General features: G+C 70.2%; 29 protein-coding genes. 17 read left to right on the top strand and 12 right to left on the bottom strand.

Annotation, left to right across the window (positions count from 1 at the left end; genetic code table 11):
- Positions 1 to 10: 10 nt before the first annotated feature.
- Complete coding sequence (locus BN2660_RS02875) at positions 11 to 541, bottom strand: TetR/AcrR family transcriptional regulator (RefSeq protein WP_091227034.1); 531 nt, start codon at positions 539 to 541, stop codon at positions 11 to 13.
- Positions 542 to 619: 78 nt separating this feature from the next.
- On the opposite strand from BN2660_RS02875, the gene BN2660_RS02870 reads away from it, so the two are divergent.
- Complete coding sequence (locus BN2660_RS02870; RefSeq protein WP_091227032.1) at positions 620 to 1,327, top strand: MBL fold metallo-hydrolase; 708 nt, start codon at positions 620 to 622, stop codon at positions 1,325 to 1,327.
- On the opposite strand, the gene BN2660_RS02865 is transcribed toward BN2660_RS02870, so the two are convergent.
- The 3 genes from BN2660_RS02865 to BN2660_RS02855 are packed head-to-tail and all read right to left on the bottom strand — an operon-like array spanning position 1,324 to position 4,669.
- A complete protein-coding gene (locus BN2660_RS02865; RefSeq protein WP_091227029.1) occupies positions 1,324 to 1,893 on the bottom strand; it encodes a cysteine hydrolase family protein in 570 nt (189 codons plus the stop codon). The genes BN2660_RS02870 and BN2660_RS02865 overlap by 4 nt on opposite strands.
- Positions 1,890 to 3,350 (bottom strand): purine-cytosine permease family protein, encoded by a 1,461-nt coding sequence (locus BN2660_RS02860; protein ID WP_091227026.1) that lies wholly within the window; start codon positions 3,348 to 3,350, stop codon positions 1,890 to 1,892. Before BN2660_RS02860 ends, BN2660_RS02865 begins: the two co-directional genes overlap by 4 nt.
- A 35-nt stretch (positions 3,351 to 3,385) precedes the next feature.
- Positions 3,386 to 4,669 (bottom strand): M18 family aminopeptidase, encoded by a 1,284-nt coding sequence (locus BN2660_RS02855; RefSeq protein WP_091227024.1) that lies wholly within the window; start codon positions 4,667 to 4,669, stop codon positions 3,386 to 3,388.
- A 286-nt stretch (positions 4,670 to 4,955) separates the two neighbouring features.
- On the opposite strand from BN2660_RS02855, the gene BN2660_RS02850 reads away from it, so the two are divergent.
- Positions 4,956 to 5,822, top strand: a complete 867-nt coding sequence (locus BN2660_RS02850; protein ID WP_091227021.1) for an EamA family transporter — start codon at positions 4,956 to 4,958, stop codon at positions 5,820 to 5,822.
- An 8-nt stretch (positions 5,823 to 5,830) separates the two neighbouring features.
- Here the strand turns inward: BN2660_RS02850 and BN2660_RS02845 are convergent, their stop codons facing one another.
- Positions 5,831 to 6,484 carry a response regulator gene (locus BN2660_RS02845; protein WP_255304998.1) on the bottom strand — a complete coding sequence of 218 codons (654 nt, stop codon included), beginning with the start codon at positions 6,482 to 6,484 and terminating at the stop codon, positions 5,831 to 5,833.
- A gap of 225 nt (positions 6,485 to 6,709) precedes the next feature.
- Between BN2660_RS02845 and BN2660_RS02840 the strand changes: the two genes are divergently transcribed.
- The gene (locus BN2660_RS02840; RefSeq protein ID WP_091227015.1) at positions 6,710 to 7,858 is read left to right on the top strand and encodes a sensor histidine kinase; all 1,149 of its coding nucleotides are present in this window, start codon (positions 6,710 to 6,712) and stop codon (positions 7,856 to 7,858) included.
- Positions 7,859 to 8,078: 220 nt separating this feature from the next.
- Here the strand turns inward: BN2660_RS02840 and BN2660_RS02835 are convergent, their stop codons facing one another.
- Complete coding sequence (locus BN2660_RS02835) at positions 8,079 to 8,822, bottom strand: GntR family transcriptional regulator (protein ID WP_091227012.1); 744 nt, start codon at positions 8,820 to 8,822, stop codon at positions 8,079 to 8,081.
- A gap of 168 nt (positions 8,823 to 8,990) precedes the next feature.
- Here BN2660_RS02835 and BN2660_RS02830 point away from each other — a divergent pair, with 168 nt between their 5' ends.
- From BN2660_RS02830 to BN2660_RS02805, 6 genes are all read left to right on the top strand, one after another.
- Positions 8,991 to 9,917 (top strand): phosphate/phosphite/phosphonate ABC transporter substrate-binding protein, encoded by a 927-nt coding sequence (locus tag BN2660_RS02830; protein ID WP_091227008.1) that lies wholly within the window; start codon positions 8,991 to 8,993, stop codon positions 9,915 to 9,917.
- 117 nt (positions 9,918 to 10,034) lie between these two features.
- Positions 10,035 to 10,877 carry a phosphonate ABC transporter ATP-binding protein gene (phnC, locus tag BN2660_RS02825; RefSeq protein WP_091227003.1) on the top strand — a complete coding sequence of 281 codons (843 nt, stop codon included), beginning with the start codon at positions 10,035 to 10,037 and terminating at the stop codon, positions 10,875 to 10,877.
- On the top strand, positions 10,874 to 12,628 hold the full coding sequence (gene phnE, locus BN2660_RS02820; protein WP_255304997.1) for a phosphonate ABC transporter, permease protein PhnE: 1,755 nt from the start codon (positions 10,874 to 10,876) through the stop codon (positions 12,626 to 12,628). The genes phnC and phnE overlap by 4 nt, the downstream gene beginning before the upstream one ends.
- On the top strand, positions 12,625 to 13,773 hold the full coding sequence (locus BN2660_RS02815; RefSeq protein WP_091226999.1) for a TIGR03364 family FAD-dependent oxidoreductase: 1,149 nt from the start codon (positions 12,625 to 12,627) through the stop codon (positions 13,771 to 13,773). Before phnE ends, BN2660_RS02815 begins: the two co-directional genes overlap by 4 nt.
- Entirely contained in the window at positions 13,770 to 14,492 is a 723-nt protein-coding gene (locus BN2660_RS02810) for a phosphonatase-like hydrolase (protein WP_091226997.1), read from the top strand. The genes BN2660_RS02815 and BN2660_RS02810 overlap by 4 nt, the downstream gene beginning before the upstream one ends.
- A 13-nt stretch (positions 14,493 to 14,505) precedes the next feature.
- Complete coding sequence (locus tag BN2660_RS02805) at positions 14,506 to 15,594, top strand: alcohol dehydrogenase catalytic domain-containing protein (protein ID WP_176697059.1); 1,089 nt, start codon at positions 14,506 to 14,508, stop codon at positions 15,592 to 15,594.
- A 17-nt stretch (positions 15,595 to 15,611) separates the two neighbouring features.
- Here the strand turns inward: BN2660_RS02805 and BN2660_RS02800 are convergent, their stop codons facing one another.
- On the bottom strand, positions 15,612 to 16,121 hold the full coding sequence (locus tag BN2660_RS02800) for a CinA family protein (RefSeq protein ID WP_091226993.1): 510 nt from the start codon (positions 16,119 to 16,121) through the stop codon (positions 15,612 to 15,614).
- A 178-nt stretch (positions 16,122 to 16,299) separates the two neighbouring features.
- On the opposite strand from BN2660_RS02800, the gene BN2660_RS16730 reads away from it, so the two are divergent.
- Together BN2660_RS16730 and BN2660_RS02795 are read left to right on the top strand one after the other, a co-directional pair.
- A complete protein-coding gene (locus BN2660_RS16730; protein WP_255304996.1) occupies positions 16,300 to 16,431 on the top strand; it encodes a hypothetical protein in 132 nt (43 codons plus the stop codon).
- Between the two features lie 2 nt (positions 16,432 to 16,433).
- Positions 16,434 to 17,111 carry a DUF6766 family protein gene (locus BN2660_RS02795; RefSeq protein ID WP_091226991.1) on the top strand — a complete coding sequence of 226 codons (678 nt, stop codon included), beginning with the start codon at positions 16,434 to 16,436 and terminating at the stop codon, positions 17,109 to 17,111.
- Here BN2660_RS02795 and BN2660_RS02790 read toward each other — a convergent pair.
- The gene (locus tag BN2660_RS02790) at positions 17,084 to 17,605 is read right to left on the bottom strand and encodes an FHA domain-containing protein (RefSeq protein ID WP_091226989.1); all 522 of its coding nucleotides are present in this window, start codon (positions 17,603 to 17,605) and stop codon (positions 17,084 to 17,086) included. The two genes, BN2660_RS02795 and BN2660_RS02790, sit on opposite strands and share 28 nt — an antisense overlap.
- A 67-nt stretch (positions 17,606 to 17,672) precedes the next feature.
- On the bottom strand, positions 17,673 to 18,041 hold the full coding sequence (locus tag BN2660_RS02785; RefSeq protein ID WP_091226987.1) for a DUF7882 family protein: 369 nt from the start codon (positions 18,039 to 18,041) through the stop codon (positions 17,673 to 17,675).
- A gap of 89 nt (positions 18,042 to 18,130) precedes the next feature.
- Between BN2660_RS02785 and BN2660_RS02780 the strand changes: the two genes are divergently transcribed.
- From BN2660_RS02780 to BN2660_RS02770, 3 genes are all read left to right on the top strand, one after another.
- The gene (locus tag BN2660_RS02780; protein ID WP_091226984.1) at positions 18,131 to 18,478 is read left to right on the top strand and encodes a DUF7882 family protein; all 348 of its coding nucleotides are present in this window, start codon (positions 18,131 to 18,133) and stop codon (positions 18,476 to 18,478) included.
- 134 nt (positions 18,479 to 18,612) lie between these two features.
- Complete coding sequence (locus BN2660_RS02775) at positions 18,613 to 19,497, top strand: SDR family oxidoreductase (protein ID WP_091226981.1); 885 nt, start codon at positions 18,613 to 18,615, stop codon at positions 19,495 to 19,497.
- 80 nt (positions 19,498 to 19,577) lie between these two features.
- Positions 19,578 to 20,567 carry an EamA family transporter gene (locus BN2660_RS02770; protein ID WP_091226978.1) on the top strand — a complete coding sequence of 330 codons (990 nt, stop codon included), beginning with the start codon at positions 19,578 to 19,580 and terminating at the stop codon, positions 20,565 to 20,567.
- A 90-nt stretch (positions 20,568 to 20,657) separates the two neighbouring features.
- Here the strand turns inward: BN2660_RS02770 and BN2660_RS02765 are convergent, their stop codons facing one another.
- Together BN2660_RS02765 and BN2660_RS02760 are read right to left on the bottom strand one after the other, a co-directional pair.
- Positions 20,658 to 21,416 carry a YidC/Oxa1 family membrane protein insertase gene (locus BN2660_RS02765; RefSeq protein WP_091226976.1) on the bottom strand — a complete coding sequence of 253 codons (759 nt, stop codon included), beginning with the start codon at positions 21,414 to 21,416 and terminating at the stop codon, positions 20,658 to 20,660.
- 65 nt (positions 21,417 to 21,481) lie between these two features.
- Positions 21,482 to 21,754: a DUF6412 domain-containing protein gene (locus tag BN2660_RS02760; protein ID WP_091226973.1), complete on the bottom strand. Its 273-nt coding sequence runs from the start codon at positions 21,752 to 21,754 to the stop codon at positions 21,482 to 21,484.
- 98 nt (positions 21,755 to 21,852) lie between these two features.
- Here BN2660_RS02760 and BN2660_RS02755 point away from each other — a divergent pair, with 98 nt between their 5' ends.
- A complete protein-coding gene (locus BN2660_RS02755; protein ID WP_091226970.1) occupies positions 21,853 to 22,899 on the top strand; it encodes an NAD(P)H-dependent flavin oxidoreductase in 1,047 nt (348 codons plus the stop codon).
- A gap of 9 nt (positions 22,900 to 22,908) precedes the next feature.
- On the opposite strand, the gene purU is transcribed toward BN2660_RS02755, so the two are convergent.
- Positions 22,909 to 23,760 carry a formyltetrahydrofolate deformylase gene (purU, locus tag BN2660_RS02750; protein ID WP_091226968.1) on the bottom strand — a complete coding sequence of 284 codons (852 nt, stop codon included), beginning with the start codon at positions 23,758 to 23,760 and terminating at the stop codon, positions 22,909 to 22,911.
- A gap of 85 nt (positions 23,761 to 23,845) precedes the next feature.
- Between purU and BN2660_RS02745 the strand changes: the two genes are divergently transcribed.
- Positions 23,846 to 25,057, top strand: coding sequence for a cation:proton antiporter (locus BN2660_RS02745; protein WP_255304995.1), 1,212 nt, complete (start codon positions 23,846 to 23,848; stop codon positions 25,055 to 25,057).
- Positions 25,054 to 25,512, top strand: a complete 459-nt coding sequence (locus BN2660_RS02740) for a glutaminase (RefSeq protein ID WP_091226963.1) — start codon at positions 25,054 to 25,056, stop codon at positions 25,510 to 25,512. The genes BN2660_RS02745 and BN2660_RS02740 overlap by 4 nt, the downstream gene beginning before the upstream one ends.
- Positions 25,513 to 25,529: the final 17 nt, after the last annotated feature.

Raw genomic sequence — 25,529 nt, 5'->3', positions numbered from 1 at the left:
TCGCGGCTGCTCAGGACCGGGGCGACAGCCCGGCGACGATGTGCCGGAGTCCGTAGCCGAAGGCTCGATCGACGTCGCCGCCGAGCCGGAAGGCCCCGGCCAGCTCCATCTGCAGGAATCCGGTCGCCCATGCGGTGAAGAGGCGAGCGGCGTCGAGGGCGTCGTCCGGCCCGACCAGGGCGCTGCACGCCCGCAGCACCTGTTCCGATGCGCGCTGGAGGGCGCCTTCGGGGGCGGATGCCGTGAACATCAGTCGAAACCCCTCGGGATGCTCATGCGCGAAGGCGCGATAGGCATCGCCCAGCGCCGCCAGGTCGTCGCCGGACCCGGCGAGTCGGGTGGTGAGCGCGTCGATGGAGGCCTCGGCGACGGCGGCGTGGAGCGCATCCCGGTCGCGCACGCGCTTGTACAGCGACGGGGCGCGCACGCCGACGCGTTCGGCGACCGCCTGCATCGTGAGTCCGCCGGGGCCGCTCAGCTCGAGGATCTCGCGACCGGCGGCGACGATCTCTGCGAGCGACGTTCTCTCGGGGGTGGGCATCCGCTCCTCCTCATGGCTATTGACAATAGCTATGATAGCTACGTAACGTAGCCGTGGCAACCGACCGAAGGAGTCGCCATGAAGCTCGCGCCGCACCTGCACCGTCTGGGCAACGACATCGTCGCCTCGTACCTCGTCGAACTGCCCGACGGGATCACCCTGATCGACGCGGGGCTCCCCGGCCACTGGCGCGATCTCCGCCGGACACTCGAGGAGATCGAGCGCCCGCTGTCCGACATCCGCGGCCTGGTGCTGACGCACGGCGACGGCGACCACATCGGCTTCGCCGAGCGCCTCCGCGTCGAGGCGGGCGTGCCCGTGTTCATCCACGCCGCCGATGCGCATCGCGTACGCACCGGTGAGAAGCCGAAGACGCCGATGGGTCCCGCGCGGTTGGGGCCGGTGCTCCGATTCTTCGCCTACGGACTCCGCAAGAACGCCCTGCGCACCCGGCACGTCGCCGAGGTGACGGAGGTCGCCGACGGCGAGGTGCTCGATCTCCCCGGTGCGCCGGTCGTGGTCGGCATGCCGGGGCACTCGCCGGGCAGCATCGCGGTGCACGTCCCGGCGGTCGACGCGGTCTTCGTGGGTGACGCCCTGACCACCCGGCACGTGCTCACCGGCCGCGAAGGTGCGCAGCCTGCCCCGTTCACCGACGAGCCCGAGACGGCGCTGCACTCACTCGACCGGCTCGCCGCCGTGTCGGCATCATGGGTGCTCCCGGGTCACGGCGCCCCGTGGCACGGATCTCCCGCCGACGTCGCCGCTGCCGTGCGGTCGGCCTAGCGGCCGGCGAGCACCGACTCGGTGTCGGTGACGGTGAGCTGCGGCGGGTAGAGGCGCATCACCTGCAGGGCCGCGGCGTGGTTGTCGGCGGTGGATCCGGCGCATGCATCGGCGGCGATCGCGACGTGCGCACCGGCATCCGCTGCGGCGAGGGCGGTGGAGATGACGCAGCAGTCCGTCGCGACGCCCGCGAGCACGACGTGCGCCCCCCGGCCGACGACGGTCTCGACGGCGCTCCACTTGCCGAACGTCGGGACGTCGAGAGTCGGATGCGGCGAGAGGTCTGCCGCATCGGGGACGAGGTCGAACAGCGGATCGCTCGGTGGGCGGTCGGCGAACGGCCAGGACGCGAAGTACTCGCCCCAGGAGGTCGATCGATCGGCCGTCGGCATCCATCGGGTGATGAGGACGCGCTCGCCGAACGACGCCGCCAGCGCGCGGATGTGCGGCATCGCCGCGGAGAAGAACGGCGATCCCCACGCGGAGTCGGACGACGCGAAGATGTTCTGCGGGTCGATCACGACGAGCCAGGGGTCGTCCGACGGCCGCTCCTCGGGATCGATCATGCCCGCTCCTCCTGACGGCGGATCCTCCCCGCACGGGCGAACCAGGTGAAGACGAACGACAGGACCAGGGCGAAGAAGACGCCGAGGTTCGCGTACGCCCACTCGCCGTCCTTGCCGCCGATCAGGGGCAGCAGGTAGCCCTGCCAATTGTTCCAGGGGGCGGCGTCGGCGAAGTTGTTCACGACGAGTCCCCACCCGATGACGCTCGTGACGGCCATCGTGCCGATCGCCGTCCAGTCCCAGGCGCCGTAGCGGCCGCGGCTGTCGAACAGGGCCGCCTCGTCGTAGTCCTTCTTGCGACGCAGGATGTCGGCGATGAGGATGCCGGCCCACGAGGCGAGCGGCACACCGAGCGTGATGAGAAAGCTCTGGAACGGACCGAGGAAGTCGGTGGCGAAGAACACGACGTAGATCGTGCCGAGCGTGAGGATGACGCCGTCGATCGCGGCGGCGGACGGACGGGGAATGCGGATGCCGAGGCTCAGCAGCGTGAGCCCCGAGGAGTAGATGCCGAGCACCGCGCCGGACACGAGGGCCAGCACGGCGGTGAGCAGGAACGGCACGAGGACCCACACCGGGAGGATCGTGGCGAGAGCGCCGATCGGGTCGGCCTGCACGGCGGCGAACAGCTCGTCGTTCGAGCCGGCGAGCAGCAGACCGAAGACGACGAGGATCACCGGGGCGACGGAGCCGCCGACGGTGTTCCACGCGACGATCGCCCCGTCGGATGCCGAGCGCTTCTGATAGCGCGACCAGTCGGCGGCGATGTTGATCCACCCGAGACCGAACCCGGTCATGACGAGGACGAGCGCGCCGATGACCTGGCCGATGCCGCCGTCGGGAAGCGCCATGACGGCGTCCCAGCGGATGCTCGGGGCGGCGAGGATCACGTAGAGGACGGTCACGACACCCGTGATCCAGGTGAGGACGGACTGCAGCCTCATGATCGTGTGATACCCGAGCACGGACGCCGCCACGATGAGCGCGGCGACGATGACGGTGGCGACGATCTTCAGCGCGATGCTGTCGCCGTCGCCTCCGAGCTGGGTGATGACGGTGGCCGTCGCGAGCACGGCCATGATCGCGAGGAACGTCTCCCAGCCGATCGAGGTCAGCCACGAGACGATGCCGGGCACCTTCTGCCCCTGCACGCCGAACGCGGCGCGCGAGAGCACCATCGTCGGCGCCGAGCCCCGCTTGCCGGCGATCGCGATGAGGCCGCACAGCAGGAACGACACCACGATGCCGATGATCGACACCAGCGTCGCCTGCCAGAAGGAGATGCCGAAGCCGAGCACGAACGCCCCGTACGACATGCCGAACACCGACACGTTCGCGGCGAACCACGGCCAGAAGAGGTCGCGCGGCTTGGCGGTGCGCTCGGATTCCGGGATGATCTCGATGCCCGCGCGCTCGATGAGCGCACCCCGGGTCTCGGTCGGGTGCGTGTCGGTCATCTGCTCATGATGGCATCGACCGGGGACACCGGGGTTCAGCCGGCGAAAAACGCCTCCGTGACACGGGTGAGGTCGTGGAGGTCGGAGACGCCGGCGAGCTCGCGCGCCGAGTGCATCGACAGGATCGGGATGCCGACGTCGACGGTGCGGATGCCGAGACGCGTGGCAGTGATCGGACCGATCGTCGACCCGCACCGCACGTTGTTGTTCGACACGAACTCCTGCGTCTCGACCTCCGCGGCCTCGCACCAGCGGCGCCACGCGGCGGAGCCGACGGCATCCGTCGCATACTTCTGGTTCGCGTTCACCTTGAGGATCGGACCCGATCCGAGCACGGGCTGCACGACGGGATCGTGCTTGTGGACGTAGTTCGGGTGCACCGAGTGGCCGACGTCGCTGGACAGGCACCACGAGGCCGCGAACGCCCGGCGGCGCTCGGAGGCGTCGGCGCCGAGCGCGTCGTACACGCGATGCAGGACGTCCTCGAGGAACGGCCCGGCGGCTCCCGAACGCGAGTTCGACCCCAGCTCTTCATGGTCGAAGGCGGCGAGCACGGCGATCGGCCCGGTCGCACTGTCGGTCCTCTTCTCGAACGCCACGACGCCGGCGTGCACGGAGGCGAGGTCGTCGAGGCGGCCGGATGCGAAGAACGCGTCGTCCTTGCCGAAGACCGCGCCGCGGGCGGAGTCGGCGATCACGACGTCGTAGCCGCGGATGTCCTCGGCCCCGACGCCGGCCGATGCGGCGAGCTCGGCCAGGATGTCGGCCTGCGTCGGGTCGCCGAGCCCCCAGACGGGTTGCGTCTGGAACTGCTTGTCGAGGGCGAGGCCGCTGTTCGCCTCGCGGTCGAGGTGCACCGCGAGTTGAGGGAGCCGGAGCATCGCACCGGTGTCGGCGAGCACGACGCGCCCGTCGGCAAGGGCCAGTCGTCCGGCGAGGCGCAGCTCGCGATCGAGCCACGAGTTCAGCAGCGGGCCGCCGTAGACCTCGACCGCGACCTGCAGCCAGCCCTTCGTGCCGGTGGTCGGCTGGGGCTTGAGCTTGAAGCCGGGCGAATCGGTGTGCGCGCCGAAGACATGCACGGGAGTCGTCGCGGTGGCATCCGCGGGGAGCGTCCAGGCGATCGCCGCGCCGTCGCGCACGACGACATAGCGACCTCCGGGCTGCACCTCCCACGCGTCCTCTTCGAGGAGGCGGACGAAGCCGGCATCCGTCAGCCGTCGGGCCATCTCCTCTGCGGCGTGGTAGCTCGAGGGAGAGGCGGCGACGAAGTCGGCGAGATCCTCGGAGTGGGCGAGTGCGTCGGGTGTGACGGGCATGGCGACCTTCCTGCAGACGGGCGTCCTTCGATCGTAATCGGCGCGGCGGCTCGGGGCGGGCGAGGGCGTCGTTCGCCTGCGGGTCGTTCACCTGCGCGTCATCATCGGGCGGTACCGTGATCCCGATAGCGCCTAGGGTTCCGGGGCCGGCTCACTCCTGCAGTGGATCGGCTCGACTGGTCCGAGCGGCGCCACGGTGCTCCTCCGCAGGAGCGCCGTCATCTGACAGGACAAAAGCCCGGAGGACCCTGTTCGTCGCGCCCCGCGACGGAGGGAAGGGTCTCGCATGTCCGCTCTCGCCTTCGGCCTCGTCATCGCCGCCGCCATCTCGCACGCCGCCTGGAACGTCATCGCCCATGGGGTCAGCAAGGCGGGGATGCCGTTCCTCTGGTGGGGTGCGGTCGGCGGCACCGTCGTCTGGATCGGCGTCATCCCGTTCACCGGTGGACTCGGCACCGACGACCTCCTGGCATTCGTGCTGGGGGTGGGGGTCTCGGCGGTGCTCCACGTCGCGTACATGGCGGTGCTGCAACGCGGCTACCGCGAGGGCAACCTGTCGACCGTCTATGCGACGGCGCGAGGAACGGGGCCTTTCCTGTCGGTGCTGGTCGCCGTGCTGCTGCTGGGGGAGCGGCCGTCGGCGGTGGCGCTGGTGGGTGTCGCCGCGATCATCGTCGGCGTCGTGGCGATCGGTCTGGTGGATCGCGGACGCGCCGAGGGGCGCCGCCGCGGAATCGATCTCGGCATCGTCTTCGGACTCCTCACAGGCGTCGCGATCGCGATCTACACGATCTGGGATGCGAACGCCGTGCGGACCTGGAGCCTGTCGCCGGTCGCGTTCATGGTCGGCACGATGCTCCTCGAGATCCCCTTCTACTCGGTGGGCGTCCGCGGGCGCTGGGGCGCCGTCTGGTCGCTCGGGCGGACGCAGTGGCGGCGCATCGTCGCCTTCGGGATCCTGTCGCCACTGTCGTACATCCTCGTGCTGACGGCGATCCAGATCGCTCCCGTGGCGCTCGTGGCGCCGCTGAGAGAGGTCAGTGTGGTGCTGGTCAGCCTGTTCGGGGTGTTCGTCCTGAAGGAGAGTCGGCCGGGGTGGCGGATCGCGGCCTCGGCCGTGGTCGCAGGCGGGATCGTGCTGCTGGCGGTGTGAGGCGAGTGTCAGCGGAACTCGACGAGACCCGCATGTGCGGCAGTGACGAGGATCTGCACCCGGTCGCGCACATGCCACTTCGACATGATCCGCCCGAGGTGAGCCTTCACCGTGCCCTCCGAGACGATGAGCGACCGCGCGATCTCGGCATTCGACATGCCCTGCGCCAGCCGCTGCAGCACCTCCTGCTCCCGATCCGTCAGCTCCTCGAGGGTGCCGTCGCTGCCGATCGGCTCGTTGTCCCGCACATGCTTGATCAAGAGCGACGCGATCCGCGGGGACAGCGAGCTCGCGCCGCTGTAGACCTCGCGCACGGCCGCGACGATGCTCGCCGCACTCGAGTCCTTGAGCATGTACCCCGAGGCGCCCGCGCTCAGCATCGGAAGCACCGTGTCACTGCCGTCGAGAGTCGTCACGGCCAGGATCTTGACGTCGGGCCACCGCTCACTGATCACGGCCGTCGCCTCGATGCCGTTCATCTCGGGCATCTGCACGTCCATCATCACCACATCCGGACGTTCGCGCTCCACCGTATCGATGCCTTCCAGCCCCGTCTCCGCCTCCGCGATCACGGTGATCTCGGGGTCGCGAGACACGAAGTGCGAGAGCGCTGAACGCACCAGGGGGTCATCATCGACGATCACTACGCGGATATCGGGCATGGAGGAAGCCTAACCGGCTAGCCCGCCGATGGGGACACCTAGACCTTTGGCTATTGAGGTTTAGACAGAAGACAGATGTGCGGGCCGTAAATCACCGAGAAGATGAAGTTGTTCCTAAACAAAAGTGCAACTTCGGAGGTGAATTGATATGACTTTCTGGCAGGCCGTTGGCAAGATGTTTGGCTTCACGCGTTAATCTACCTGGAAAATAGGAGATACTGAAGCATGGCCTCCCGTCCGACCCTGAGCGCGGTTTCAGATGTAGCTCGGCTCGGAAAAGGTGAGAAGCTCTCCGTCATCGAGCGGATCGCCGTGCTTGCGATCGTCGGCACCATCGTGGTGATCGATGCGGTCGGGTCGCTCCTCACCCCTGGCGTCGATCCCTTCGCCGCCGTGGTGAGCATTGCGTCGACCGCGATGCTCGCGCTATATCTCTGGTCACCCCTCATCGCGACGTGCGCCCTCGGGCTCGTGTTCGCACTCTCCTTCCTCACCGACACCCAGTCGCAGAGTCTGATCGTCGCCGCACTGGCGGCAGGGCTCATCGTCCGTCTGGGCTGGACTTCCCTCCTTCTCTCGTACGCAGCGGGCTTCCTCCTCGCCACCGCCTTCGTGGCGGTCGGCGTGAACGAGGAGCCGATCAACGTCGGCGTCTACCTGATCGCGGCTGTCGTCGCGGGCGCTGTCGGCTACGCACTGCGTCTGGCCTTCGCCCGGGGCCGCACCCTCGAGGTGCAGCTCGCCGAGAAGGCCGAGCAGGAACGTCAAGCAGTACTCGCCGAGCGGCGGTGGATCGCCGGCGAGCTCCACGACAGCATCGCGCACCACCTGACGGTGGTCTCGCTGCACGTGCAGATGCTCGACGACGACACCGCGAGCGGGGCTTCGCAGGAAGCCATCCGCATCGCCGCACGCAAGGCCATGACCGACCTCCGGTTCGTGATCGACCTCGCCGACGACGGCCCCCGTGCTTCCGGAATGCCGGCAGGCGATCTCGCCGCCTCCATCGAGGAGGCCGCCGAGGAGTTCGAGTCCGCGGGTCACTCGGTGCAGGTCACCGGCGACCCCTCGGACGAGCGCATCCCGCGCGCTGCCGAGATCATCCTCGCCCGCATCATGCGCGAGTCCGCGACCAATGCACTGAAGTACGCCGGTCAGGGTCAGATCGCGATCGACCTCGCCGTGAGCGACGACGCGGCAGCCCTCACCGTGAGCAGCCCGCTCTCTGCGACGCCGCGACGTGAACTGTCCTCCAGCCGCACGGGCATCGGTCGCATGGCCGAACGCGTTCTCGGGGCCAGCGGCACATTCGACGCCGGCGAGATCGACGGACGCTGGGTCGTGTCGGCCCAGCTGCCCATCGCCCGCAGCTGACGCCCGAGGCGCGCCCACCGCGCGAGAACTAGACGAAGGTCTAGCCGATGTCTCGACGTTCGGCTGTGTTCCATGGTGTATCTCGCCGTTTACATTGGTAATACCCCAGAAATAGCGCATCCCCAGCGCTGTGATCGCGAGCGCGGTTATTGGAATCTGATCCCCATCGCGCTCGCGATCGGCTTCTCTCAGATATGAGAGGAAGCGATCCTCCGGAGGGTCATCCTCCGACCGCGCGCATGTAGTGGCCATCCGTCGATATCCCGGATGCCGACACGGTGAAGCGCACGACCTCGCTGAGGTAGCGATCCTCCGAGGCTTCGAAGATCCGGCCCTCCGCGTCTCGGGATATCCGACTCAGCCGCAGGATCGGCGTCCCCTGAGGCACGCGCAGCAGTGCAGCATCCTGCTCATCGGCCGCGACCGCGTCGATCTGGTGCTCGAGCCCGACGATCGGATGCCCCACCGACGCGAGGTGCTCCGTGATCGACACCTGGTCCGTGTCGACCTCGAAGAGCCGCCGCCCGGCGATCTCCGTGTAGAAGAGGCGCTCCAGCATCGTCGGGCGCCCGTCGAGCAGTCGCAGCCGCACCACGCTGACGATCGTGTCGTCGGGGGACACCCCGAGGAGCTCCGCCCTGTCGCCCGCCCGTCGCAGACTGATCTCCTGGGTCTGCGCACCGGGCGTGACCCCGAGATCACGCGCCCAGCGCGTGAACGGCACGGACACGTCGACGGCCTGACTCGCCTTCACCGCCACGACCCGGGCCGGGCGCCCCCGACCGGTCTCGATGAGCCCCTCGCTCCGGAGGGTGGCGAGAGCGTTGCGGATCGGTCCCCTCGACGTGCGCCACCGCTCGGCGAGCTCGGACTCGGTCGGCACGTCGTCGCCGGGGCGCAGCGAGCCACCGACGATCTGCTGCCGGAGGTCGTCGGCGATCTGGGTGTATACAGCTTCGGCCACATAGGCATACTACTTGTCGAAGCATCCGCCGGGTTCGCGTTCTGCCACTGTTCATCCGAGGAAATCCCGGGTGAACGACGCCTGAACTCTTCCAAGTTAGGTACATACCTCGGCATGCAGGGTGTCAGAGTGGCACGTGGATCACCTCCCTCACCCTGAAAGGTCCTCATGAAGCTCCGTGCTCTCCCCGTTCTCGCCGGCGCAGCCGTTCTCGCGCTCGGCCTCGCCGCCTGTTCCGGCTCTGCGGAGGCCACCGGCTCCGGGGCGGAAGAGACGTCGTCCGCCAGCGGCTTCGCCGTCGACGAGAACACCCTCGTCTTCGGCGTCGTCCCCGACTCGGTCGACACCGAGACGAACTACCAGCCCCTCATGGACTACATCGCCGAGATCTCCGGCAAGACCGTCGAGTACCACGAGTCCACCGACTACGCCGCCCTCATCGAGGCTGCGGTGGCCGGCAAGGTCGACGTCGCCTCGTTCTCGGGCTTCACCTACGTGACCGCCACGAACAACGGCGCGACGCTGACGCCGATCTCGTCGATCGTCACCGAAGAGGGTCAGGAGCCGGGGTACTTCTCGCAGGCCATCGTCCCCGCCGACAGCGACATCGAGAGCATCGAGGACTTCGCGGGCAAGAAGGTCTGCTTCGTCGACCCGTCGTCGACCTCGGGCTACCTCTTCCCGTCGTACAACCTCCTCGAGGCGGGCATCGACCCGACGGCGGACATCACGCCCGTCTTCGCGGGCAAGCACGACGTCAGCGTGCAGAAGGTCGGCGAAGGCGTCGAGTGCGAGGTCGGCTTCGCCGAGGACTCCGAGGTCGAGAAGTCGGATGCCGTCAAGGTCATCGATGAGACCATGGTCCCCGGCGCCCCGCTCGTCTACTCCTCGACCCTGCCCGACGACGTCTCCCAGGCGCTCATCGACGGCCTCGCCGAGATCACGATCGACGACATCATCGCCGCGGGCATCGACAGCGCGGACACCGACTCGTTCCGCAGCGTCTTCTACGCCACCAAGCCGGTCGACGACGCGTACTACGACCTGATCCGCGACATCTGCGAGGAGACCGAAGCGGAGCAGTGCCAGGGCTGACCCTGTCGCACTGACCGACGGTCGCACACGAGCGCCCTTCGCCCGCCGGGCGAAGGGCGCTCACCCGCAGACATCCCGCATCACCCCCACGCATGACCCACCCCCAGGAGAACTGACATGAACGCGGCATCCGACGCCCTCATCCGGCTCGACGGCGTGACGAAGACCTTCGGCTCGACCACGGCGCTGAACGGAGCGTCCCTGCAGGTCGCCCGCGGCGAGATGGTCGTTCTGCTCGGCCTGTCGGGCTCGGGCAAGTCCACGCTGCTGCGGCACCTCGACGGGCTGGAGACCCCCACGGCCGGCTCCGTCGAGGTGCTCGGATCCCAGGTTCCGACGCTCAAGGGCAAGGCGCTCCGCGCCCTCCGCAGTCGCGTCGGCTTCATCTTCCAGCAGTTCGAGCTGGTGCCGTCGCTGACCGTGCTCGAGAACGTGCTCACGGGCTCGCTCTCCGAGGTCCGCGGGCCGCGCCTCGGGCTGTGGGGCTACTCGCGCGGGGCCAAGGTCCGGGCGCTCGAGCACCTCGACCGCGTGGGCCTCCTCGACCGCGCGTACCAGCGCAGCGACACCCTCTCGGGCGGGCAGCAGCAGCGCGTGGCCATCGCCCGCGCCCTCATGCAGAAGCCCGACATCCTGCTCGCCGACGAGCCCGTCGCCTCGCTCGACCCCGAATCGAGCGACCAGGTCATGGCATTGATCCGTGAGATCGCCGCCGACGAAGGACTCACCGTCGTGTGCAGCCTGCACCAGGTCGATCTCGCCATCTCGTGGGCCGATCGCATCGTCGGACTCCGCCACGGCGAGATCGTGCTCGACACCCCCACGACCGACCTCACGAAGGCCGAGGTGATGGAGATCTACGGCCGCGTCGCGACATCGACGGCCGAGATCCAGGCCGTGGAGCTCGAGCTCGCGGTGAGTGCGGTCGACGTCGCGCCCGACAAGGCGCCGGTCTCATGACGCTCGTCGACGCCCCGAACGCGGGCAGAGCGCATCCGGACGCGCGAGGAGCGCACGCCGACGTTGCGGAGCGCGCGCCGAAGCGACCGATCTCTCCCGAGCGCATCGCCGCGTCTCTGACGCTCCTCGCCCTTCTCGCCCTCGGCGTGCTCGCCGTGAACGAGGTCGGGATCTCGATCCCCGCGATGGTGCAGAGCTGGGGCAACGCGGAGAACTTCATCGCCAGGGTCGGAGGGCTCTCCTTCCCCGAGTTCGGCGACCTGGTGTGGCTGATCGCCCTGACGGTCGGGCTCGTGCTGGTCGGCACGCTGCTGGCAGCCGTCCTCTCGGTGCCGATCGCGTACCTCGCCGCCTCCAACACCACCCCGGGCAACGGCTGGCGCGCCGCGGCCCGCTTCGTCGGGGTGCTGACCCGCGCCCTTCCGGATGTCGTGCTCGCCATGGCGTTCGTGCTCATGTTCTCGCTCGGCACGCTGCCGGGCATCCTCGCCATCGGCATCCACTCGATCGGCATGATCTCGAAGATGTTCGCCGACGCGATCGAGCAGATCGACGAGGGCCCGCGCCTCGCCATCCGCGCGGCCGGCGGCTCGAAGGTGCAGGAGTTCACCTCCGGCATCCTGCCGCAGGTGCTGCCCAGCTGGGTCGCGACCGTGCTGCACCGCAACGACATCAACCTCCGCGGCAGCGTCGTGCTCGGCTACGTCGGCGTCGCCGGACTCGGACTCGAGATGTCCTACGCGTTCAAGGCGCTGAACTACGGCAAGGGCCTGGGCATCGCACTCGTCATCTTCATCCTGTGCATCGTGATGGAGATCGTCTCGAGCATGGTGCGCGGGGCGATGCTCGGCACGCAGAAGCACACCCGCTCCTGGATCGACCGACTCCTCCACCCGCGACTCCGGGATGCCGGTGCGGCGCCCGCCGGCGCGCCGGAGCGTCCTGCGTGGGCGGCGACCCCGCAGACCGCGGCCCGTCGTCCCTGGACCGCCGAGCGCGTGCGCAACACGATCGGCGGTGCGGTCGCACTGGTCGTCGTCGTCGGCAGCGTCGTCGTGAGTCAGATCAACTGGCTCGACTTCGTCACGTTCTGGGCGAAGCTGCCCGAGGTGGCCGCGCGCTTCTGGCCGCCGTCCTTCGGCAGCTACGACGCCGCCGTGATGGTGTCCGCGATGGTCGACACCGTCGCCATCGCGCTCGCCGCCACGGTCCTGACGCTGCTGCCCTCGCTCCTGCTGGGCTCGCTCGCGGCGAGCAACGTCGCACCGGGCTCCGGCATCCGCGGCGCCGCGCGCTTCCTGCTCGTCGGCATCCGCGGCATCCCGGAGCTGATCCTCGCGATCGTGCTCGTCGTCATCACCGGCCTCGGTGCGCAGGCGGGAGTCATCGCGCTGGCCATCGGTGGCATCGGCCTGCTGGGCAAGCTCATCGCCGACTCGTTCGAAGAGGTCGACCGTGGGCCGGAGCGCGCTCTCAGGGCGGTCGGCGCCACGCGCCTGCAGACGTACGCCTCGGCCACCGTGCCACAGGGCATGCAGGCGCTCATCGGGCACAGCTTCTACATGCTCGACACCAACATCCGGGCGGCGACCATCCTCGGGATCGTCGGCGGCGGCGGTGTCGGCTACTACCTGCTCAACGCCAGCCAGGGGTCGCGCTACGAGACCGTGACCGCGATCGTCCTCATGATCCTCGTGACGGTGCTGATCGTCGAAGGACTCGCGATGTGGATGCGGAAGGTGTTCCGGTGAGCGCTGCGACGGGCGGGAGCGACGCTGCCGACGTCGTCGTCATCGGCTCCGGCATCGTGGGTCTCGGGGCCGCGTACGCGGCGATCCGCCGCGGGCTGAGCGTCATCGTGGTCGACCGCACCGACGCGCCGGTCGGCGCGACGATCCGCAACTTCGGTCACCTCTGCATCGGCGCCCAGGAGGGCGACGCCCGACGCTACGCCGACGCCTCCCGCGAACTCTGGCTCCGCCTCTCGCGGGACGCCCGCTTCTGGCTCCGCGAGTCCGGCACGCTCGTGGCGGCGCGTCGCGCCGACGAGCTGGCGGTGCTCGAGCAGGCGGCGGCGGGCGGCGGCATCCGGATGCTGGAGACGGACGAGCTGCTCCGGCTCGCGCCGCTCCGCTCGGACGGTCTCGTCGGCGGCGCGCACATCGAGACCGATCTGCAGACCGATCCGCGCACGGCCGCCGCGGCGATCGTGCGGCACCTGGCCCGATCAGGCGTCGAGTTCCGCTTCCGGACCGCTGTGACCGCCGTCGGCACGGGCCGCGTGGACACCACGCGCGGTCCCCTCACGGCGGGCTCGATCGTCGTCGCGGTCAACCACGACCTCGACCAGCTCCTCCCCGAGATCGCCGAGCGGACGGGGGTCGTCCGCTGCACCCTCGACATGCTGCGGGCGGCGGTGACCTTCAGGCATCCGCTGTCCGCGCCACTGCTGACCGGCTGGTCGCTCGTGCGCTACGGCCGGTTCGCGGACACATCGTCGGCTGTCGCGCTGCGCGAGCGTCTTCACGCGGAGCGGCCCGACCTCGCCGCGCTCGATCTCAACCAGATGTACACGCAGCTGCCCGACGGCACGCTGATCATCGGCGACTCGCACGCCACCGGGGTCTCGCCTGCGCCCTTCCAGCCCGAGGCCGCGTTCGCCGCGTTCCTCAGCGAGGCCGATGCGCTGTTCGACATGCCGACCCCGCGCGTGCTCGAGCGGTGGCAGGGCGTCTACGCCAAGGGACCGCAGGAGTTCCTCGTCGAGCAGGTCGACGAGGGGGTGCTGGCGCTCGCCGCGACCACCGGCATCGGAATGACGACGGGGCTGGGGCTCGCCGAAGAGAATCTCACCGCCGCCTTCGGGTGGACACCCGCGATGGAAGGAACAGCATGACCGCTTCACTCGAGATCACCAGGACCGAACTGGTGGTGCTGGACATGGCCGGCACCACGGTGGTCGATGACGGCGTCGTGGAGCAGGCCTTCCAGCGTGCGGCGGAACGCACCGGCGTCGCCGACCGGATGCCGTGGGCCGATGCACTCGACCACGTGCGGGTCACCATGGGGCAGTCGAAGATCGATGTCTTCACGCACCTCGCCGGTGGCGACCGCGACGCGGCCGAGCGCGCGACGGCGGCATTCGAGGGCGCCTACGCCGAGATCGTCGAGGAGCAGGGCGTCAGCGAGATCCCCGGTGCTGCAGAGGCCATCCGCGAGCTGAAGGACGCGGGCCTCGCGGTGGCGCTCACGACCGGCTTCGCGCCGGTGACCCGCGACGCGCTCATCGACGGGCTCGGCTGGCACGGACTCGTCGACCTCGCGCTGTCTCCGGTGGACGCCGGGCGCGGTCGACCCGCTCCCGACCTCGTCCTCACGGCGCTCCTGCGCACGGGGGCCTCGTCCGTGTCCGCGGTCGCGGTCGCGGGAGACACCGTCAGCGACGTCGAGTCAGGACGCCGTGCCGGCGCAGGCTTCGTGGCCGGCGTGCTCACCGGTGCACACGACCGGGATGCGCTCGCCGCGGCCGGTGCGGATGCCGTGCTGTCCGACGTCACGGCGCTGCGCGGAGCACTCGCCGAGCGCGGTCTGCTGCCCCTCGCCGCCACCGTCTGAGGCGGGGTGCGACGTGGGCACCCTGTTGGTGCGTCCTCCCGGCCATCGCCGCGACATCGCGCTGCGCCCTGCGGCGACGGCGATGGTGTGGATCGGTGAAGGGCATCCGCACGAGACGATCGCCGTCCCGGGCGTCGCGCTGGGCGATCGCGACGTGCTGGTCGCCGTCGAGATGTCGACGATCTGCGGCTCCGATGTGCACACCGTGCAGGGCCGACGCTCCGCTCCCGTGCCGCTGGTGCTCGGGCACGAGTGCGTCGGGCGGGTGATCGCCACGGGCGACTGCGGGGCCGAGGCCGTCGACGGAACGCCTCTGCGCATCGGCGACCGCGTGGTGTGGTCGGTGACCGTCTCGTGCGGTGCGTGCGACCGATGCTCGCGTGGCCTGACCCAGAAGTGCCGCACCCTCGGCAAGTACGGTCACGATCGCATCGGGGTGCACGGCGACCTCACCGGCGCCTTCGGCAGCCACGTGCAGGTGCGTGCCGGGACCTCGATCGTGCGGGTGCCGGAGTCTCTGCCGGCCTCCGTGCTCGCCCCCGCGTCCTGCGCGACGGCGACGGCGTGGGCGGCGGTCGCGCGTGCCGCGCGCGACCAGGACCTCGAGGGTGCGGCGGTGCGCATCCACGGGGCGGGGCTCGTCGGTCTCACCGCCGCCGCGATCGCCGCCGAGCACGGCGCGACCGTCGAGGTGCTCGACCCGAACCCCGCGCGCGTGGCTCTCGCGGCGCGCTTCGGCGCGTCGCCGCTCGACCGCGACCCGGACGTCGTCATCGAGGCGTCAGGGCACGCCGTGCAGGATGCGATCGCCGGTGCCACGACCGGTGGCACCGTGGTGCTCGTGGGCAGTGTGTTCCCGGCCGAGCCGGTGCCGTTCGACGCCGAGTCGCTCGTGCGCCGACTCGTCACCGTCACCGGCGTGCACAACTACACCGGGCAGGAGCTCGCCGAGGCGGTGGCGTTCCTCGCCGGACGAGGCCGCGCCTACCCGTTCGCCGACGCAGTCGGCGAGGTGCGGCAGCTCGCGGCGATCGACGAGGCGCTCGCCGCGGCATCCGTTCCCGATGCACCCCTGCGGATCGGGCTCGTCCCCGGGAGGTGAGGCCCCGGCGCCGTGCCTCAGTCGGGAGAGGACGCGGTGCCGGTGCGTCGCGGCCCGGCCGGGTGCAAACCCTCGGCATGGAACGCGAGCAGTCTGGTCGCGGTGGCGACCGTCTCGTCGAGGATGTCCTGCGGGTCGCCCTCCAGAGCGAGCATCCGGTGCCCGACGCCGTCGTTCGACGCCCAGCCGACGTAGACCGTGCCCGCCGGGTGTCCGCCCTCGGGGCCGGGGCCGCCGACCCCCGTGGTCGAGACGCAGAGGTCGGCGTCGAACAGCTCACGCGCCCCTTCGGCGAGCTGCTCGGCGCACGCTGCCGACACAGGATCCGTGCCGGGCGTCAGCCCGAGGATCCGTTCCTTGATGTCCGTGAAGTAGGCCACGATGCCGCCGGCGAACCATTCGCCCGCTCCCTCGCCCGCGCCGATCGTGTTCGCGAGGCGCCCCGAGGTGAGTGACTCGACCACGCACACACGCAGTCCGCGTTCGCGAGCGACCTCGCTCAGGCGCTCCACCTCTCGATCGGTCATCGTCGTGTCTCCCTCGTCTCGAGCGGCGCGGTCGTCCGCGCCGTCACCGACCCTAGACGCGGCCTCCGGGACCGATCACGGGGATTGACATCGGGAGAGGCCGTCGTCAAGCCCCTCGACCCGCTCCTGCCGCCGCACCACGATGAGGCGGCAGGCGTCATCGATCGGAGGGGGACCCATGTCCGTGCAGCGGAGTGAAGAGGAGAATGCCGGCGACACCGTCGGCATGCGGGCGATGTTCTGGATCTGGGCGGGGCTGATCGCATCGGGCCTCGTCGTGATGATCCTCACGCCGTGGGCAGGGCGGTGACCATGCGCAGAGCCATCCGCGACAACGGCCTCAGCCTGTTCTTCCTGGCGCTCTTCGTCCTCGCTCTCGCAGGGCAGTCGATCGCCGGTTTCCTGCGCAACAACTCCGAGCTGACCGATCACGGCCAGCCTCCGATCGGCTACGGCGAGTTCGTCACCTCGTCGGACTTCCTCGTCGACGTCGCCGAGAACTGGCAGTCGGAGTTCCTGCAGTTCTTCCTGTTCATCGCCGCGACCATCTGGTTCATCCAGCGCGGGTCGCCCGAATCGAAGAAGCCGGGCGACGAGGGACCCGGATCGGACGAGGATCAGTTCATCGGCAGGCACGCCCGCAGCGATTCGCCGCGGTGGGCGAAAGCGGGTGGGGTGCGCACGCTGATCTTCGGCAATTCGCTGCTGATCGTGATGGGTGCGATCTTCGCGCTGTCCTGGCTCGCGCAGTCGCTCACCGGGACCATCGTGATGAACGAGGAGAACGCGATGCACGGCGCCCCGCCGATGACATGGCTGGACTACGTCATGTCATCGGACTTCTGGGACCGCACGCTGCAGAACTGGCAGTCCGAGTTCCTCGCGGTCGGCACCATGGTGGCGTTCTCGATCTACCTGCGCCAGCGTGGTTCAGCGGAGTCGAAGCCCGTGGGCGTACCGCATCACGTCTCGTCGACGGAGTCCGAGTGAGTCGGGGCGTCGGTGTGCACGGAGGCCTCGTCCGAGTAGTCGGGGTGCGGCTCCTGCAGAGGCTGGTCTGAGTACTCGCCACCGAGGCGACCGCCGAACGGCCGGCCGTGGTCGGCGTACTCGTCGCGTGCGAACACCAGCTCCCAGGGGCCGATCGTGAAGCTCGCGCCCGTGCGCAGCGTCTGGCTGTGATCCCCCGGGTGGGTGGCGGTCGCATCCGGGTTGGAGTTCATGCCGCCCGCGCCGTGCAGCTCGAGGACGTACTCGTCGCGGTCGTCGTGGGTGATCGTCGCGTGCACCGGGTCTGAGTCTGCGAGGCGCAGCTCGTTGTCGGCGGCCGACCCGATCCGCACGACATCGGCCTCGAGCGCGAACTCCGCGCGCTCCCCGTCGCGACGGACGCGCAGGCGGGGGTTGCCGGCGCCGAATTCGGCGTGGGTCGTGGTGGGGACGTAGCCCTCGTCGGGCCGGTCGTCGATGTGCCGTGCGTTCATGGTCAGGCCTCCTCGAAATCGATACCCACGGTAGGACGCGACGGTGATCGTCGCGAGGGGGTTGACTTCACAGGGCCGCTTCCTCGAAGCGCTGCTGCCCTGAATCCTCCGAGTTCCCGTGGATTCCGTCGACCGGCACCATGTCCTCCAGGACCAGCATGATGCCGCCGGTGCTGTTCGCGGAGTTCGCCATCGCGGTGATCCAGTCGGCCCTGAGCTGCACTGGCTCCACGTCGTCGAAGACGAACCGGAGCGGGATCGACGGATGCAGCCAGATGGTCGTGCGTCCGCGCGGCTGTCCCTCGGGATGCTTCCAGCTCAGGGTGAAGCTCTCGTTGCGCCGCAGCTTCGTCGCGATCACGACTTTGAGGTGCGCGAGAGCGCGATCTTCGATCGGGATCGGATTGTCCGCGCCGTCGTAATAGATCATTCCCATAGGATCGACGCTACGCCCATAGGGGAGGCGCCGACAGTCGTTGTCGGGGTGGCGTGCGCGACCGAACGAACATCAGAGGAGAGGCCTGCATGGGCAAGTTCATCTACGAGGGCAGTGTGAAGTCCGAGATCGAGGATCGCGCTCTCACGCACCTGCAGCTCGTGATCACCGCGAAGCTGCGCCGCGCCGAGCCCTTCCCGTTCAGCTGGCGCGAGGACGCCAGCGTCGGCGGCGGGCGCACGACGGTGTGGATCCACCCGGGCAGCTCGCTGGTCTTCAAGTACTTCGGCAGCCGCCAGCCCTCGGTGAACCGCGCCTGGATCGAGGCGCTCGCCTTCACCGCCAACGCCCCGAGCGGCCTGTATCTCGTGCCCGAGCCGCAGGAGACGCCCGGATCGGCTGCGGGAGTCACGGAGACGGCCACACCGCAGCTCTGAGGGCTGTCTCCCTCCCGAGAGGGGTCTCGTGCGATCGTCGCCCCTGGCATTCCTTGTCAACCCCCTCCCGAGGGTCCGACGAGGCGGCGAGTCTCGATGGATCACCGACCCCGGATCCAGGACGAGGAGACATCATGGCCGAGAACGCCCCTGACCCCCGCACCCAGCACAAGGACGACGAGTTCCCCGCTCAGGAGCAGGACCAGCCCGGCCTGACCGACGAGACGGCACCCGAACCGGACCACGGCGAGCAGAGCTACGTCGGACACGGCCGCCTCGAAGGCCGCAAGGCGCTGATCACCGGCGGCGACTCCGGCATCGGACGAGCGGTCGCGATCGCCTTCGCCCGCGAGGGTGCGGACGTCGCCATCGTGCACATGCCCGAGGAGCAGGCGGATGCCGATGACACGCTCGCGCTCGTACGGGCGGAAGGCCGACAGGGCTTGAGCCTCGCCGGCGACGTCAGGGACGAGGCGTTCGCCACCGACGTCGTGGCGCAGACGCGCGACGCCTTCGGCGGGCTCGACGTCCTGGTGCTGAACGCCGCGTACCAGCACGACATCGCCGGCTTCGAGAACCTCTCGACCGAGAAGATGCGACGGGTGTTCGAGACGAACCTGTTCGGGCTCCTGTACACCGCCCGCGCCGCATACCCCGACCTCGAGCCGGGGTCGAGCATCATCGTCACGTCGTCGGTGCAGTCGGCCTCGCCCTCGCCGGGCCTGATCGACTACGCGATGACGAAGGCCGCTCAGGTCGCCTTCGTGTCGGCCTTGGCCGAAGAGGCGGGGGAGCGCGGCATCCGCGTCAACGCCGTGGCGCCCGGGCCCATCTGGACGCCCCTGATCCCCGCGACCGGCTGGGACTCGGAGCGCGTGCAGACGTTCGGACAGGACACCCCGCTCGGACGAGCCGGTCAGCCCGCCGAACTCGCCGGAGCCTACGTCTACCTCGCATCGGCGGAGTCGTCGTACACGTCGGGCACGGTGCTCGCGGTCACGGGCGGCAAGCACCTCTGAGAACGTCGGCGCCGCCCGGGGGATCACTCCCGGGCGGCGCCTCCGTCCGGGTCGTCGTCGCGGCGGCCTAGGCTGGACGGGTGCAGCAGTCCGCGTCCTCCCGTCCGCTCGTGGGCGTCGCACTGGTCGTCGGCTCCTGCCTGTCGCTGCCCTTCGGCGCGGCCGTCGCCGCCCAGCTGTTCCCGGTCCTCGGGCCCTGGGGCGTGACCTCCCTGCGGGTCGCGATCGCCGCGCTGCTGCTGGTCGGGATCGTGCGGCCCCGTCCCCGAGGATGGACGCGCAGCCAGTGGCTCGCGGCGGTGCTCTTCGGCGTCTCGCTCGCGGCGATGAACGGGTTCTTCTACGCGGCGATCGACCGCATCCCGCTCGGGCCTGCCGTCGCGATCGAGTTCCTCGGGCTCCTCGTCCTCGCCGCCGTGCTCACCCGCCGGGTGTCCGATGCCGCGTGGGTGGCGGTGGCTCTCGCCGGCATGGTGCTCCTCGGCGTGGACGGACTCATCGGCGCCGAGCCGCTGGACCCCCTCGGCGTCGTGTTCATCCTCATCGCGGCGGGGTTCTGGGCGATGTACATCCGCATGAGCGCTCGGGTCGGCGCGCTCATCCCCGGCAGCGGCGGACTCGCGATGGGCCTCCTCGTCGCCGCCGTCCTCCTCATTCCCGTGGGTGTGCCCGCCGCCGTCACGGTCGCGGGAGACCCCCAGCTGCTCGTCTTCGCGGCGATCACCGCCGTTCTCTCATCGGTCATCCCGTACAGCTTCGAGCTCGCCGCGCTGCGCCGTCTGCCGCAGCGGGTGTTCGGCGTGCTGCTCAGCCTCGAGCCGGCGTTCGCGACCCTCGCGGGCTGGCTGGTCCTCGGGCAGAGCGCCACCCCGCTGCGCATGGTCGCGATCGCCCTCGTCGTCGCCGCCAGCGTCGGGACCACCCTGGGAGTGCGCCGGCGGCGGAAGGCGGCAGCCTCGTCGACGGCACCAGAGGGGGAGCGGGAGCGCACCGACGCGGATGCTGACGACGGACGCGACGTCGAGGAGGAGACCGGTCCGTTCACCGGCCCCCTCCCGCTGCCCGACTGACCCCGACCCCGGTCCCGGCCCCGTGCGGTCGGACCCGCGGGGTCAGCCCCGTGCGGTCAGCCCCGTGCGGTCAGACCCGCCGGGTCAGCCTCACCGGGCGGCGATCGCCGGCTCCGGCAGCGGATACCGGCGCCGCAGGAGCACCCGCTGCACGAGGGTCCAGACGACGGTCACCGTGAGGTACAGGGCGGCGGCGAGCGGGACGAACGCGGCGAACACCGCCGTCAGGTAGTGCAGCGCGCCGACGACCCGCAGCATGGTCGGCGAGCTCAGCGGCGAGTCGTCCACCGCCGTGGGGCGGAACACGCGCCGGGTGATCTCGGCCACCGCGATCATGACGGCGATCAGCGCCCCGAAGACGACCAGGGTCTCGGGCGTCGCCGTGCCGCCGAACACCGCGGAGACGAGGCTCGTGCCGAGCGGCGCGCCGAACAGGTCGTTCGTGAGCAGCTCGTTCGGGTGCCCGGCGATCTCGGGGCGGATGAACAGCGTGTACAGGATGCCGACGACGGGCGCCTGCGCGAGCACCGGCAGCATCCCCGCGAAGGGCGACGTGTTCTCGCTGCGATAGAGCTCGAGCATCTCCTTCTGCAGGCGCTCGGGGTTCTTCTTGTGTCGCCGCTGCAGCTCGCGCAGGCGCGGCGCGAGGCGGGCCCTGGTCTGCTCGGCCTTGGCCTGCGACACCCCCACCGGGATCAGGAGTGCGCGGACGAGCAGGGTGACGAGCACGACCGCGAGCGCGGCGGCGGATGCCCCGGCGAAGGGCTCGACGAGGGAGGCCAACCCGATGAGGGCGCCGTAGGCGGCGTCGAGCAGGGCGGCGAGAGGAGGGAAGGCGAAGATGTCCATGGGGTCCGTTCGTGGTGTCGGGAAGGGTCGGCGAAGCCGCGCAATCCCGTACCGAAGACGGTGGACTACGCGGAGACGGCGACTCCCGGCGCACGAGGGCGCGGATGGCCGGCGGCGTCAGGATCGCTCTGCGCGAGCAGGGTCGAGACGTCGATCGCCCGCAGCGGATGCGGGGCGGAGCGTGCGCTCGGCGGAACGAGGCTCAACGCGAGGGCGATCGTCAGGGTGGTCAGCGCCACCAGGGCGATCGCGACGCCGAGAGCGGCGGCGTCCGGAAGGGCCACCACGCCGAGCGCGGCCGCGACGACGCCGAGCATCTGCCCGAACCACTCGCTCATGCGCGCCTCCCTCGGGCCGAGCGTAGCACCGGGCACTGAGCACCGGATCCGGGATTCCGGCCGACCCCCGAGCCTTCCCGCGGGCGTAGCCTCGAAACATGACTGACCTGCGTGCGCTGTTCGGCATCGAGCATCCGATCGTCCTCGGTCCCTTCGGCGGGCTCTCGTCCGTGGCGCTCACCGCGGCGGTGAGCGATGCGGGCGGCCTCGGAGGGTACGGCCTCTACGGCTACGACGGCGACCGCATCCGCGCGACGATCGGATCCCTCCGCGCGGCGACTCCGCGACCGTTCGTCGTGAACATCTGGCTGCCTCGGGGCGACGAGGTCCTGCCGAACCCGCAGCACACGGTGTTCGCTCAGGCCCTGCAGCCGTTCTACGAGGCGGTCGGCGTGCCCGTGCCGGCGCGCCCCGAACGCTACCTGCCGCCGCTCGACGAGCAGCTCGACGCGATCTGGGACGCGGCGCCTCCCGTCCTCAGCGTCGTCTTCGGCGTGCCGTCGCCCGAGGTCGTCGACGAGGCGCGTCGCCGTGGCATCCGTGTCGTGGGAACCGCCACGACCGTCGCCGAGGCCATTGCCCTGGCCGAGGCGGGAGTCGACGCGATCGTCGCGACGGGTCTCGAGGCGGGCGGGCATCGGGTGTCGTTCCTGCGGCCGGCGGAGGACTCGCTGGTCGGCACGTTCGCTCTCGTGCCGCAGGTGGTGGATGCCGTCGACGTGCCCGTCATCGCCGCGGGCGGCATCGCCGACCGGCGCGGCGTGGCGGCCGCCTTCGCGCTCGGCGCGGCCGGGGTGCAGGTGGGCACGGCGTTCCTCGCGACCGCGGAATCGGCGACCACCGACATGCACCGCGATGCCATCCGCTCGACGGCCGCCGACGGCACCGCGCTGACCCGTGCCCTGAGCGGTCGTCTGGCCCGGGGCGCGCGCAACCGCGCCGTGCGGGCGATCGAGGCCAGCGGGACGATCGCGCCCTTCCCGATGCAGAACTGGCTCACCGGACAGTTCCGCACCGCGGCGATCGAGCAGAACCTCGGTGAGCTGCAGTCGCTGTGGATGGGGCAGGGCGCACCGCTCGCCCGTCACCGCAGCGCGACCGAGGCCTTCGAGGAGCTGCTCGCGGGCGTGCCGCAGCCCCGCTGATCGCGTCGTCTAGAGGATGACGGTCGAGCGGCCGTGCACGATCACGCGGTCCTCGGCGTGCCACTGCACCGCGCGCGCGAGCACGAGGCGCTCCACGTCGGCGCCGCGGCTCTGCAGCTCGGCCGCCGACTCCGAGTGCGTGACGCGCGTGACGTCCTGCTCGATGATCGGCCCCTCGTCGAGGTCGGCGGTCGCGTAGTGCGCGGTCGCCCCGATGAGCTTCACGCCGCGGTCCTTGGCCCTCGCGTACGGGTTCGCGCCGATGAAGGCCGGGAGGAACGAGTGATGGATGTTGATGACCGGTGCGCCCAGACCCACGATGAAGTCGTCGGTGAGGATCTGCATGTACCGCGCGAGCACCACGAGGTCGACGTTGCCGCGCAGCAGCTCGAGCTGACGCTGCTCCATCGCCTGCTTGTCTCCCGAGGGGATGTGCACGAACGGCACCCCGAACGAGCGCACCGACTCGGCGAGGTCGGGGTGATTGGAGACGACCATCGAGATGTCGATGTCGAGCTGCCCCCGCTGCGTGCGCCACAGCAGCTCCATGAGGCAGTGGTCGTACTTCGAGACGAAGATGGCGACCCGCTTGCGCCGAGCGGTGTCGTGCAGCGACCACTCCATGCCGAAGCGCTCCGCGACCTCCGACAGATCGGCCTCGAGGGCCGTCCGCGCGGCGGACAGGCCCGGCAGGTGGATGACGGTGCGCTGGAAGAACCGGCCGCCCTCGGAGTCGGTCGAGTGCTGGTCGAGCGAGATGATGTTCGCTCCGTGCGCGGCGAGCACGCCGGCGACGGCGGCGACGATGCCGGGCTGGTCGTCGCAGGCGATCAGCAGGCGGGCGGTATCGGGCTGGGGCATGGGGACTCCTCGAGGGTGTGCATCGATTCTGCCGTGGATGCGACGACCGGGCGAATCGCGGCCGACGAGTCGCTACTCTGGGACCGTGAACGCGGGCGACGTGGGACTGGTGCTGATCCCGCTGCTCGCGGTGGCCGCACCTCTGCTCGCACGCGGCATCCGACCCGTCGTCCGGGTGCCCATCATCGTGTTCGAGCTCGTGCTCGGCATCCTCGCCGGTCCTGCGGTGCTCGGATGGGTCGAGCCGACCGCCATCCTCGACAAGCTCAGCGACTTCGGTCTGGCGATGCTCTTTTTCGTGGCGGGGTCCGAGATCGACTTCCGGGCGATCTCGGGGCGCCCTCTGGCCCGCGCGTCGCTCGGGTGGCTGCTCAGCGCCGCGCTGGGCATCGGGATCGGGTTCCTCCTGGTTCCCGGCGAGGGCATGGTCGTCATCGGGATCGCCCTGAGCTCCACCGCTCTCGGCACGCTCATGCCGATCCTCCGGGATGCGCGCGAGATGGACACGCCGTTCGGCCGGGCGATCACGGTGATCGGGGCCGCCGGCGAGTTCCTGCCCCTCATCGCGATCTCCGTCTTCCTCAGCACCCGCACCACGCCCCTCGCGGCAGCCGTGCTGCTCGCCTTCGTCGTGCTCGCGGGTCTGGCCGTGTTCGCCGCCCACCGGATGCCGCACGGCGCTCTGCACGCGTTCGTCCGGCTCACCCTGCACACCTCCGACCAGTTCGGGGTGCGCTTCGTGCTCCTGCTCATCGCCGCGCTCGTCGGCCTCAGCGTGATGCTCGATCTGGACATGCTCCTCGGCGCGTTCGTCGCCGGTGCGGTGTGGCGCATCATCATGGCGCGTGCACCGCAGCACGATGCCGAGGCCGTGGAGAGCAAGATCGAGGCGATCGCATTCGGCCTCCTCGTGCCGATCTTCTTCCTCTACACAGGCGTCACGTTCGACCTCGACGCGCTGCTGTCCTCGCAGACCGCCCTGCTCATGCTCCCGCTCTTCCTCGTGGCGCTGCTCGTGATCCGCGGGTCCGCCGCACAGCTCTCGGCACCGGCCGGCGCGAGCACGAGGGACCGGACGGCGCTCGCTCTGCTGGCGGCCACCGGTCTGCCGATCATCGTCGCCGTGACCGCGATCGGCGTCGACCACGACATGATCGACAGCGGCGTCGCGGCGGCGCTCGTCGGAGCGGGGATGCTGTCTGTGCTCGTCTTCCCGGTGGTCGGCATGGTGGTCCGCGGCGACCGTGCACGCCTCACCGCACCCGACGTCCGGAACGCGCCTCAGGGGGAGCTGTGACGTCGGCATCCGAGCTGGTCGCCGTGGCGGTGCGCGATCTCGCAGGACTCCCGAAGGAGGGACTCGGCGAGGAGCGCGAGTCGCGCTGGCGGGGGAAGCGCATCGTGCGGATCGGCGAGGCCTGGCACCTCGGCGTGCTGCTGCTGACCGAGACCCACGTGCTGGCGACGGCGGAGGTGCTGCGGGCGGCGGAGCCGGGGCGGCGCGGCTACACGGCGGAGTCCGCGAGAGAGCGGGCCGAGCGTCGGGCGCTCGCGCTGCGCGGAGGATTCGCCGAGGGAGAGGTCGCGCACGTCGGCTGGACCGTGATCGACATCGCGTCGGTGGACGTCGGGGGAGCGTCGGGGCCGCTGGCGTCGATCGACGGCGTGCCGTCCGTGCGCTGGAGCACCGCTGGCGGATGGATGCCGCTGGAGGCATACCTTCGGGAGCGCGTCGCGCTCCTGCGCGGCTGATGTCAGCGCGCAGCGGA

The organism is Microbacterium sp. 3J1, from assembly GCF_001049495.1.
Lineage (GTDB): Bacteria > Actinomycetota > Actinomycetes > Actinomycetales > Microbacteriaceae > Microbacterium.
Note: the sequence above shows the minus strand (reverse complement) of the source record. Positions and strands in the feature narration are given on the sequence as shown.